The organism is Xinfangfangia pollutisoli, assembly GCF_020179405.1.
GTDB lineage: Bacteria > Pseudomonadota > Alphaproteobacteria > Rhodobacterales > Rhodobacteraceae > Pseudogemmobacter > Pseudogemmobacter pollutisoli.
This window is the reverse complement of sequence record NZ_JAICBZ010000105.1, coordinates 1-11,757: the sequence shown is the minus strand read 5'-3', so window position 1 is coordinate 11,757 and position 11,757 is coordinate 1. Positions and strand designations below refer to the sequence as shown.

Annotated in this window: 4 protein-coding genes and 2 pseudogenes; 1 reads left to right on the top strand and 5 read right to left on the bottom strand. The window is 70.0% G+C overall.

What is annotated here, in order from left to right:
- The 5 genes and pseudogenes from K1Y73_RS19615 to K1Y73_RS19595 form a co-directional block, all read right to left on the bottom strand.
- Nucleotides 1-1,217 (bottom strand): formyltransferase family protein (locus K1Y73_RS19615; protein ID WP_263626704.1); only part of this gene is annotated, 1,217 nt, incomplete at its 3' end.
- A gap of 16 nt (nt 1,218-1,233) precedes the next feature.
- The gene (locus tag K1Y73_RS19610; RefSeq protein ID WP_225029991.1) at nt 1,234-2,226 is read right to left on the bottom strand and encodes a glycosyltransferase; all 993 of its coding nucleotides are present in this window, start codon (nt 2,224-2,226) and stop codon (nt 1,234-1,236) included.
- Between the two features lie 4 nt (nt 2,227-2,230).
- Nucleotides 2,231-8,641, bottom strand: a pseudogene (locus K1Y73_RS19605) (type I polyketide synthase).
- A gap of 215 nt (nt 8,642-8,856) precedes the next feature.
- Nucleotides 8,857-9,840, bottom strand: coding sequence for a glycosyl transferase group 2 family protein (locus K1Y73_RS19600; RefSeq protein WP_225029990.1), 984 nt, complete (start codon nt 9,838-9,840; stop codon nt 8,857-8,859).
- On the bottom strand, nt 9,840-11,228 hold the full coding sequence (locus tag K1Y73_RS19595) for a hypothetical protein (RefSeq protein ID WP_225029989.1): 1,389 nt from the start codon (nt 11,226-11,228) through the stop codon (nt 9,840-9,842). Before K1Y73_RS19595 ends, K1Y73_RS19600 begins: the two co-directional genes overlap by 1 nt.
- A gap of 183 nt (nt 11,229-11,411) precedes the next feature.
- Between K1Y73_RS19595 and K1Y73_RS19590 the strand changes: the two are divergent.
- Nucleotides 11,412-11,757 (top strand): annotated as a pseudogene (locus K1Y73_RS19590) (WecB/TagA/CpsF family glycosyltransferase); the annotation flags it as partial.

The window sequence follows — 11,757 nt, the reverse complement described above, 5'->3', positions numbered from 1 at the left end:
CGAACTACGTCAAGACCGGCACGGCCGCGATGCTGTTCGACTATGCGCCCTTCTTCCGCGAAACCCTGCTGCGGCGCCCAATGGGCCAGGTAGCCGGGCAGGGCGCGGGCGGCCAGGGCGACATCGCCCGCCTCGGCCCCGGTGGCGCGCAGCAGGGCCAGAGCCAGCTGCGGCAGGCTGGCCGACAGGGGCAGGCGGTGCCAATCCGGCGCGGCCCCGGCGGGGCGGGCCTCAAGCGGCAGTGGATCCAGCGCCCGCAACGCGCGGCGCAGGGCCGGGTCGCGCGGGGCCGCCTCGGTCAACGCGGCCGTCAGCAGCGCCGCCTCATCGGCGCTCAGCAGCGGCAAGACCGCGTCGGTCAGGGTCGAGGGGCGGATCGCGCCGCCCTTGATCTGGCAGGACAGCCGGTTCAGCCGCACCGCACCCGTGCCGCAGGCCACGACAAGACCCGCATCATCGGCCGACAGAACCGTGCCCGGCGCGCCGGCGCCCGGCGCCGGCTCGGCGCTGCCCACGTTCAGGACGCCGGCGGAAGCGGCGATCTTGGCCGTGGTCAGCGGGTTCCAGTAGCGGCCATGATCCAGCGCGCGCACCAGCCGCAGCACCTGCTCGGCCGGAAGGGTGAAGTCGATCCGGCCAAAGGCGGCGGGGCGGTCGTCGCGGCGGTGCAGCTGGCGCGGGCCTTCAGCCTGCGGGCGCGGGCGAATGCCGGTCTCGATCTGGTCCAGCACGGCGGGAAAGCTTTCCAGCCCGGCCTCGAAGCAGCGGGTGTTCAGCGTCAGCGCCGTGTCGCCCGGCGCGATGGGGAAGCGGCGCTCTTCCAGAACCCTTCCCTCATCCACCCCGCCCTCGATCAGATGCCAGGTCACGCCATGTTCGGCCTCGCCCGCCAGCAGCGCCCAGACCGGCGCATTCAGCCCGGCATGGGCCGGCAGCGGCCCGTCATGGAAATTCACCGCTCCGGCCCGGGCCCGCGCCAGAACCGCCGCCGGCAGCAGCCGCAGATTGGCGATCGAGAAGATCCAGTCGGCCTGCGGCAGACGGTCGGCAAGCCCGGGGCCGGGCGGCAGGACCTGCAGGCCGTGGGTCTCGGCCCAGCGGCGCAGATCGGGCGCGTCGGTCACGACGGCTTCGATGCGGTGGCCGCGGGCCAGGATCGCCTCGCCGCATTGCGCGGTCAGGGTTTCGGTGCCGATGAGAAGGGCGCAAAAGCTCATGTTATCCTCCATGCCCCTATTCCGCGGGGCTGGGCGCAGGCTGTTTGGTTCCCCCGAACCCGGTCAGATGGCGCAGATGATGCGCCAGAAGATCGCGCAGGAAGCGTGGCGGATCGCCGCGGTCCTTGCGCTGCACCAGAAGCCGCAGGCGCCACAGCGCGCCACCGGCCAGCGCCGCCAGCGTGGCGACCGCGGCATAGGCGGGCCCGTGCTGCTTGGTGAAATAATGCAGCCGGCTGTCGAGCCAGAAGCCCGGGATCCGCGCCCAGTCCTTCATCCCGGTCGAGGCGCTGCCGATATGGGCGACGCGGCTTTCCACGACGTAATCGGTGGGCCAGCCAGCCCTGGCCGCGCGGCGGCACAGGTCGGTTTCCTCGAAATACAGGAAGAAGGTCTCGTCAAAAAGGCCGATCCGGTCCAGCACATCCTGCCGCATCATCAGGCTGGCGCCGGCCAGCCAGTCGACCCGCACCGTCGCCTCGGGGATCGGCTGGGCGACGATCTGGCGGCGCAGCAGCCGCGAGACCGGGCCGAAGCGGATCTGCGCCTCGAACTCTCCGGCGATCGAAGGGAAGCGGAAGGCGGTGCGATGCGGCGCGCCATCGGTGCCGTGAATGTAGCTGCCGGCAAAGCCGGTGGCGGGGTGGGTTTCCAGATGGTCCAGCAGCGCGCGGATCGCATCCGCGGCGGGGAAGGCGTCGGAGTTCAGGATATAGACGTAATCCGGCCGCGCGCCGCCCGGCAGACCGGCCCGGATGCCGAAATTGTTGCCCGCCCCAAAGCCGCCATTGCGGCCCGATTGCAGCACCCGCACCTGCTGCGGCCCGCGGTCCCAGCCGCGCGCGGCGACCGCGGCCGAGATCTTCTCGAAGGACCCATCGCCCGAATTGTTGTCGACGATGGTCAGCGCGCCGTCGACCCCCTGCAGCGCGGTCAGCGCGGCCTCGGCCGATTGCAGCGTCATCTCGGGGCTGCGCCAGTTCAGGATCACGGTCAGAAGTCTGGGCATGATGCTACTCGGCCGCCGCGGGCAAGGGCTGGGCCGGGGCGGGGCTGCGGTCTTCGGCCGTGGCGATCACGGCTTTCAGCCTTGCGGCCAGCACGCGGACATTCGGCTCCAGCACCATGGAATCGTGATCGCCCGGAACCTCGACCACCTGCAGCGCCGGGGCGAAGCGGGTCAGGTCATTGTCGGGGAGAACATATTCCTTCGCGGCCGAGACCCAGCGCCCGCCCGAGACCTGCCAGTGCAGATCCAAGGGCGGCCGGAACAGCACCGTGGCGCCGTCGCGCCGCGTCATCGCATAGCGCGGCAGGGCCGCGCGGAAGGCCTGTTCGATGGCGGCATTGTGGAAATCGCCCGCCTCGGCCGCATCCCCCGCCGGGGCGCGTTTCGCCTTTTCCCATTCCCAGCGGCTGCGCGCCCAATCGGCGAGATAGCCGGGGCCTTTGGCGCGCAATTCGGCCAGCTTGATCAGCGCCTTGTCGCGGCGCGTCAGCGCGGGCCGCATCGGCAGCGGCGTGTCGAGCAGCACCAGCAGTGCCACCTCTTCGCCCGCCGCTTCCAGCTGCCGCGCCATTTCCCAGGCGATCAGCCCGCCGCCCGAGAAGCCGCCCAGCAGATAGGGGCCCTTGGGCTGCACCTGGCGCAGCTCGGCCAGGTAATCGGTGGCGGCGGCGGGGAAACTGTCATGCGGGGTGTCATCGCCATACAGGCCGCGCGCCTGCAGCCCGTAGAACGGCCGGTCTCCGCCCAGAAGCTGGGCCAGATGGCGCAGGTTCAGCACATTGCCGAACATGCCGGCGACCAGGAAGAAGGGCTGTTTCGCGCCGCCTTCGCCCTGATGCATCGGCACCAGATGGGTAAAGCGCCGCGGCGGCGCGCGCCGGGCGGGGGCGACGGGGGCCGCGTCGGCGCCCGGCGCCGCCATCTCGGCCGGTTCCTGGCCCAGTTCGGCGGCGATCAGCGCGGCGCAGGCCGCGATGCTGGGCGCCTCGAACAGGATCGAGATCGGGAAATCGACGCGGAAGGCCTTTTTCACCATGGCGAACAGCCGCACCGCGATCAGGCTGTGGCCGCCCAGATCGAAGAAACTGTCTTCGACGCCCACGCGGGCCACGCCCAGCAGATCCTGCCAGAAGCCGACCAGCGTCTTTTCGATGTCATTGCGTGGGGCAAGATATTCGGTGTCCAGATCGGGCCGGTCAAAGCCCGAAGTTTCGGCGCGCGGCGCGGCTGTGGCCTCGGCCTGACGGATCAGCGCCGGCAGATCCAGCGAGGACAGATAGACCTGCGGCCGCCCCAGCGCCAAGGCGCGGGCAAAGACCTGCGCGCCTTCCTCGGGGCGGATGCCCTGGCGGAAGGCGGCGATCAGCCGGTCTTCGGCGGCAGACAGCGGCTTTTCGGGGCCGGTTTCCAGTTCCAGCGCGCGCAGGTCGGGCGGCGGCAGGGTCAACGGCCCGTCCAGCCGGTGGATGGTAAAGCCCGCGATCTCGGCGCAGACCTCGCCTTCCGGCGTGGCAAGCGTGATGTCGAAAACCGCCATCGGCCGGTCGGCCGTGTTGGGCACGGCATTCCTGACATGGCTGATCAGATCGGCAGGCAGCGGGCGGTAGAGGCGCAGGCTGCCATAGCGCAAGGGCACCCAGAGCCGGTCGTTCTGATAGCCCTGGATCAGGCCCATCGCCCAGCCGGTGGCCAGATCGGCCAAGGCGGGGTGGAAGGGGAAGGCGCCGGGGCCCGCCTCGGCGGCGAAGGCCGCGGGCAGGTGCAGGCGGGCCATACCCTCGGCCGGGCCCAGGCTGCGGGCGGCCAGCACCCGCCAGCGCGGGCCGAAGCGCAGATGGCGTTCCTGGGGCGAGGCCAGCCCCTCGCCGGTTTCCGGCTCGGGCAGGCGCGCGGTCAGCGCGGCCACGTCCAGCCGCGGGGCGGGGCCCGCCAGTGGCCGCAACCCGGCGGTGGCATGGGTCAGCCAGCCGCTGCGGCCCTGCACGGTCTGCTCCGACTGGATCGCCGCCTCATAGCCTTCGTCCGAGCGGGTCAGGCGGACGCGCAGCTTGGCCCGGGCGCCCTCGGCCAGATCCAGCGCGCGGAAGAAGGTCAGATCCAGGATCTCGACCCCGCCCGCCTCGCCCTGGGTGGCCCAGGCCTCGGCCATCAGATCGACAAAGCCGGTGCCGGGCACCAAGGCCAGGCCATCGGCGGTGCGGTGGCCATCCAGGATCCAGCGGTCAAGGGTCAGATCGGCCAGGAAGATGCGGTTGCCCTGGGCGTCGAAACTGGCTTCGTCCAGCAGCGGGCTTTCGATCGGAAGGCGCGGGCTGGGCGGGCGGCCGATCCGGTCCGACAGGCTTTCGGCCGCCATGCCGACGCCCTGCCAGATCCCCCAGTTCAGCGCGATCACCCGCGTGCGGCCGCCGGCGCGCGACTTGGCCCAGGCGTTCAGATATTCATTGGCGGCGACGTAATCGACCTGCCCGGCCGGGCCGGTGACGGTCGAGGTCGAGGCGAAGGCCACGATCAGCGCGGCGCTGCCATCGGGGAACAGCCGGTCCAGAACCTGGGTGCCGTGCAGCTTGGGCGCGAAAACCTCTTCCGCGGCGGCGGCGGATTTGGTGACAAGCGGGCCGTCATCCACCACGCCCGCGGCATGGATCACCGCATGCACCGTGCCAAAGCGTGCCACGCCGGCATCGCGGGCGGCCTGCATCTCGACCAGATTGGCGACATCGGCCTGCGCCACCAGCACTTCGGCACCCAGCGATTCCAGCCGTTGCAGCGCCAGGATGCGCCGCGCGATCGGGTCGGCGGGCCCGTGCTGGGCCAGCCAGCCGCGCCACAGCGCGCGTTCGGGCAGGGCGCGGCGGGCGATCAGGGTGATCTTCACGCCAAAGCGGCGGATCAGGTCTTCGGCCAGCGTCAGGCCGATGCCGCCGAAGCCGCCGGTGATCAGCACATGCGCACCCTGCGGCAGATCGGGCGCGGCCTCGGGCAGGTCGACCTGCCGCACCCCTTGGGCCTAGCGGCGGCCCTGGCGCAGGGCGGCGATGCTGGCGCCCGGCGCCAGCGCCTCTTCCAGCGCGGCGGCGGCCTGCGCCTCGGCCCCGGCTTCGGGGTCAAGATCCAGCGCCGACAGGGCCAGCCCCGGCATTTCCTTGCCAGCCACCCGTACCGGGCCCAGCACCATGGCCTTTTCCGGATAGGGCAGGGCTTCGGCCTTCACCTGCGCGGCGCCGGTGGTCAGGACGGCGATCTTCGCGGGCTGCGGCAGGGCCTCTTCTGCCATGGCCTGCAGCAGGAACAGCAGGGACCAGAAGCCCTGTTCCAGATTGCGGTGCAGGAAGCTTGACCCGGGGCGGAAGCTTTCGCCCCTTGTCACCAGCCAGCCATGCAGGATGCGCTGCGGCGCCAGATCGCGGGCGACCAGATCGCGCAGCAGCAGGTCATAGCCTTCGCGGCCGCGTTCGACCGGCAGGACATAGCCCGTCTCGCCGTCGCGCCGGAAGGCATCGCCCGGGCGCACCGTCACCACGCGGTGGCCGGCGGCGCGCAGGCGGCGCTCGGCGGCGGCGGCAAGGCCTGTGGCATCGGCGAAGATCAGCCAGCACTCCGCCGGCATCTCGGCCAGATCGTCGATATCGGGGCCCGCAGCCTCGGGCCGCCACTGCGGCGCCCAGGCCCATTGCGCCAGATCGGCGATCCGTTCCGGCGCGGCATCGGTCGGGGCGGCGGCGGCGCTGCCCGGTTCGATGAAATAGTCGCGGCGCTGGAAGGCATAGCCCGGCAGCGGCACACGCCGCCGCCGCGCCTCGCCCCAGATCGGCGCCCAGTCCACCTGCACGCCGCAGGCCCAAAGCCGCGCGATCGAGGCGATGTGCCAGGCATCATCGGCCATCGCCTGTTCCGGGTGGCGCAGCGCCGGGATGACCTGCCCCGAGGCCACGCCATTGGCCTGCGCCAGCGAGGAAAGCGCCCGGCCCGGGCCCATTTCCATGAACACCCGGCCCGGCGTGGCACTCAGCGTCTGGAGACAGGCGCGGAAATTCACCGTATTGCGCAGATGCGCGACCCAATAGTCGGGATCGGTGGCCTCTGCCGCCGTCAGCGCCAGCCCGCTGCGGTTCGAAATCACCGGCAGCGCAGGCGCGCGCAGCGGGATCGCCCGCAGATAGGCGCCGAATTCGGCCAGGATCGGCTCTAGCATCCGGCTATGGGCGGCAATGTCGATGGCGATGCGGCTGGTTTCCACCCCTTCGGCCGCCAGCCGCGCCGCCAGATCGGCCAGCGCGGCATCGGGGCCCGAGACCACGCACAGATCCGGCGCATTGACCGAGGCCATGTCGTGATCGGCGCCCAGCAGGGGCCGCAGCGCCGCTTCGGACAGGGGCACCGACAGCATGCCGCCCGCGGGCACCGTGTCGAACAGCCGCCCGCGCAGATGGACAAGGCCGATGCAGTCTTCAAACGACATCACGCCTGCCAGACAGGCGGCGGTGTTCTCGCCCATCGAATGGCCGACCAGCGCGGCAGGGCTGACGCCCCAGCTTTCATACAGCTTCGCCAGCGCATATTCGGTGATCATGATCAGCGGCAGCTGGACCGAGGGGCGCTTCAGCGCCGCATTCGCCGCGGCCTCGGCGCCCGGCTCGGGCAGCCACAGCGCCCGCAGGTCGTAGTCAAGCTTCGGCTCCAACACCGACAGGCCGCGATCCATCCAGTCGGCGAAGACGGGTTCGGTCTCGTACAGATCGCGCGCCATGCCGGCATATTGCGCGCCGCCGCCGGGGAACATGAACACCACTTCGGGCGAGGGGCCCAGATGGTCATGGGCAAACACCCGGCGCGGATCGGCGCCGTCCAGCAGGGCGGCAGCCTCGTCATGGTTGCGCGCCACCAGCACGCGCCGCTTGTCAAAGGCGCGGCGGCCCTGTTTCAGGGTGAAGGCCACATCGGCCAAAGGCTGTTCGGGATGCGCCCGCAGATGCGCGGCCAGACGTGCCGCCTGCGCGTCCAGCGCCGCCTTGCTGCGGGCCGACAGCACAAGGGGTTGAAAGGGCCAGTCCGACGCCTCGGCCGCCGGGGCGCGCGGCGCCTGTTCCAGCACCACATGGGCATTGGTGCCGCCCACGCCCAGCGAATTCACCCCGGCACGCAGCGGCAGGGGGCCCGTCCAGTCGGTCAGCCGGTCATTGACCCGGAAGGGCGAGGTTTCAAAGTCGATTGCCGGATTGGGCGCCTCATATCCCAGGCTGGGCGGCAACTGGCGGTGATGCAGCGACAGGGCGACCTTGATCAGGCTGGCCACGCCGGCCGCGGTGTCCAGATGGCCGATATTGGTCTTCACGCTGCCGATCCGGCACGAGCCCACGCCGCTGCCGCTTTCGCGGAAGGCCTGGGTCAGGGCGGCAACCTCGATCGGGTCGCCCAGATAGGTGCCGGTGCCGTGGCATTCGACGTAAGACACGCTGTCCGAGGCCACTTCGGCGATCATCTGCGCCTCGGCGATGCAGGCGGCCTGCCCGTCGACCGAGGGCGCCAGATAGCCGGCCTTGGCCGCGCCGTCATTGTTGATCGCGGATCCTTTCAGGATCGCCCAGATATGGTCGCCGTCGCGGACCGCATCCTTCGCCCGCCGCAACACCACGCAGCCCGCGCCCGAGCCGAAGACCGTGCCCTGGGCGCGATGGTCGAAGGCGTGGCAATGGCCATCGGGCGACAGGATTTCGCCCTCGTGAAACAGATAGCCGCGGCCCTGCGGCAGTTCGATCGTCACCCCGCCTGCCAGCGCCATGTCGCATTCGCCATTGAGCAGCGCCTGCGCCGCGTAATGCACCGCCACCAGCGAGGTGGAGCAGGCGGTCTGCACATTCACGCTGGGCCCTTTCAGGTCCAGGATATGGCTGACGCGGGTGGACAGGAAATCCTTGTCATTGCCGGTATGGCGCAGCAGGAACATGCCGGTCTGTTCGACCAGATCGGGATTGGAACACAGGTTGAAGTAGAAATAGCTGCCCATGCCACAACCGGCCCAGACGCCGATTGCCCCCGGAAAAGCCTCGGGCGGGTGGCCGGCATTTTCCAGGGCCTCCCAGGCCACTTCCAGAAAGGCGCGGTGTTGCGGGTCAAGGATCGCGGCCTCTTTCGGCGAGAAGCCGAAGAACTCGGCGTCGAACCCCTTGTACCCCTGCAACTCGGCCGCGGCGGGCACGTAATTCGGACGCCGCAGCCGCGCGGGACTTTCGCCATTTTCCAGCAATTCGGCTTCGGACAGGCTGCGGATCGATTCGATTCCGTCGCGCAGATTGTGCCAATAGGCGGAGATATCCGCCGCACCCGGCAAATGCGCCGCCATGCCGACAATTGCGATATCGGTTTCGGCCAAATCCGCCGGATCGGTGAAAAGATCGGTCGCCGCGTTCTGCATTCCAGTCCTGATCCCAGCGGGAGATGCCCCGGTCCACCTCTCATGTCGGCCCGTCAGACCGATCGAAATTAACCTATTCGCATGTTCGGCGATACCCTGCGAGGCGGGTTTCCCGGATCGTGCCCCGGTTGGGGACAATGCCATGGGAATGCCACAATGCTGCCGCGTTTCGGTACGGATCTGCGCAGGTTTTTGGGCAAAAGCTTAGGAAATGCCTACCAGAACCCGGCGCCCGTGCCTTTGGCCATGCGGATTTGCGCCCGCAGGTAGACAATGAAATCGAAGCCAAGCCCCAGCAGGGTGACCGGAAGGCGGCGCAGGGCGCCCGGACGGGTCAGCCGCTTCACCAGGAAGTGAAACGGCACATAGAGGAAGGGCCAGCGCGGCAGGCCGGCGCGCAGCTGTGCGCCAAGCCAGGCCTCGTCCGCGGCCGCTTGCGTCAGGGCGGCGGCGCGGGCGTCGGGCGGCAGGGCGCGCAGCCGGTCGAACAGGCAGGCATTGACCGCGCTGCCGATCACGATCCTTTCCTGATGGCGGATCAGCCCCTTGAGGCTGCGTTCGCTTTCGAACAGGTGAAAGACCCCGTCAAGCCCGTCGATCCGGTTCAGATCCTCGGGGATCGTCAGCTGATCGGTCAGCACCATGGCGCGCAGGAAGCCATCCTCGACCGGCAGGCCCGCGGGCAGGCGGAAGGCGCGCGCCCGGGCGGCCGGCATGGCGTAAAGCTGGCCGCAGATCGCGGTCTTCCAGTCGTCCAGCCCGCCAGCGGCCTTCAGCGCCAGCTTTTCAACCAGCGTGCGGGCGCCGGTCAGGGCGATGTCCTTCACCGGGCGGCTGTTCAGCACCCAAAGCCCGGGCCGCGCGGACAGGCCAAGGATCAGCCGGGCCAGCGCATCCGGCTCGGTCCAGGCGATGTCGGCATCGGCAAAGACCAGGATCGCGGCCTCGGGGCGCGACAGATCCTGGGTGAAGCGGTTCCAGGTCCGGCTTTTGCCCCCTTGCGGCAGATCGGCCACCTCGGCCCCGGCGGCGGCGGCCCGGGCGGCGGTATCGTCGCGGCAGCCATTGGCCAGCACCAGCACGCGCAGGTCGATCCCCGCTGCGGCGCAGGCCTCGCGCTGGACCAGCGCCTGGGCGACCATGGCGGCGATGCCCTGGGCCTCGTCATGGGCGAAGATGCCAAGATCGGCGCGCAGCATCAGATCACCGTCCGCGGCGGCCGCGCCCGCGCGGCGGCCTGCGTCCCGGCCGCGCGGGCGCGCTGCAGCGCCTCGGCATGGCCCAGAAGCGCGCCGCCGATCATCCAGCTGACGGGAACCAGAGTGAAATTCGGCAGCAGATCCAGAAGGTTGAAGGCGAAGATCAGCGCCAGCCCCGCGGCATAGGGCGACAGCGGCGGGCCGTCGCGGCGCAGCCCTTCACGCGCCAGAAGCCAGATCGGCAGGGCCAGCAGCCCGAATTCCGCCAGATAGCCCAGCCAGCCGTAAATGCCGATCTGGATGATCCAGCCGCCATCGGCAATGCCGGTGGGCTGGCCTGCCGCATCATGCAGGAAGTTGCGCGCATAGCCGCCCCAGCCGAACAGGGGCCGCTCCGAGGCGCGGGCCAGCAGCGCCTCTTCATTGCGGAAGCGGAATTCCAGCGACCAGGCGCGGTCGGGCGACAGGCTGCGGAAGAAATCGACAATCGCGTCAAGCGGCACCAGATGCAGCCCGCGCAGCAGCGGATAGGCCAGAACCAGCGCCACCGCCGCCGCGGCAACCGCAATCTGCAGCCGGGTCGAGGCGAACAGGATCAGCGGCAGCATCACCAGCGCATAGGCGGCCGGGCCAAAGCTTTTGCAGATATACAGCATCAGCCCCAGCCACAGGAAGACCGCCAGCTGCCGCGGCCGCCGCTCGGCCGGGCCTTCGCGCAGGAAGACGGCCGAAGCCGCCAGACACATCAGCGCGAAGAAGGCGACCCACAGCCCATGCGGCAGGAAGACGACCGGGCGGTAGCCGCCGAAGCGGATGGTCTGGAAGAAGTCGTGCTGGAAATAGCCATAGACCCAGACATTCACCTGCGGCGACAGCCGCGCCTCGATCAGCATCGGCAGCGAATAGGCCAGGCCCGCGGCCACCAGCGCGGCCAGAAGCGTGCGCATCGCCTGCGGCGTGGCTAGATCGCGCCGCGCCAGGAACATCGGCAGCGCGAAGATCGCCTGGTTCGCCACCGCCGCGGCGCTGTCGTAAAGCCGCATGCCGGGCAGGGGCCCCACCGCATCGGTATTGGTCAAGACGGTGAAGAAGGGCGAGGCGCAGAACATCACCACCAGCAGGCGACCAAGCCGCCCCTCGGGCCAGAAGGACAGCCGCTCGCGCAGTTTCAGCGCGGTGATCACCAGGGCCGAGACCGCGGGCAGCGTGTCCTTGTCCAGATCGGGCACGACGGGGAAGTCGAATTTCAGCAAGGGCGGCAGGATCAGATAGCCGCCCAGCACCGTCCAGATCAGCGCGCGGCCGGCATCCAGCCGGCTGTACAGCTGCCAGACCACCAGCGGCCAGGACAGAAGCATGACGAAGGCGAAGAGGTTCGGTTGGATCACGCGCTTGGGCTGCCGCAGCGAAAGGAAAGGGGCCTTGGGCTGGCGATAGCACAAAGCGCGGGGTCAGGCCACGCCGGGCACCGCCGCAAGGGCCGGGGAAACATTCTGTTGCCGCGGCAGAGGCTTTGGAGCGGGCGGCCCGCCCATGCTAGAAGCGGCCCGGCGCCAGAACAGAGGTGGGCGGTGACGGACCAGACCAAGTTCACGTTCCAGTTTCCGGGCAGCGCGATCGCGGTGACCCATGCCGATGCGCCGGCGCTGCTGGCCGATGTGGCGGCGCGGCTGGCCGCCGGGCAGGGCTTTGCGCTGGCCACGATCAATCTGGACCATCTGGTGAAACTGTCGCGCGATGCGGCTTTCCGGGCGGCCTATGCCGCGCAGGACATGGTTGTCGCCGATGGCAATCCGATCGTCTGGCTGTCGCGGCTGGCGGGGCGGCCGGTGCGGCTGCTGCCCGGATCGGATCTGGTGTTGCCGCTGGTGCGGGCGGCGGCGGCGGCGGGGCGGCCGCTGTCGATGGTGGGCGCCA

Bases quoted from the DNA above. Each gene is read 5' to 3' on its own strand.
- K1Y73_RS19610 (WP_225029991.1), bottom strand. From the start codon at position 2,226: ATGCCCAGACTTCTGACCGTGATCCTGAACTGGCGCAGCCCCGAGATG.
- K1Y73_RS19600 (WP_225029990.1), bottom strand. From the start codon at position 9,840: ATGCTGCGCGCCGATCTTGGCATCTTCGCCCATGACGAGGCCCAGGGC.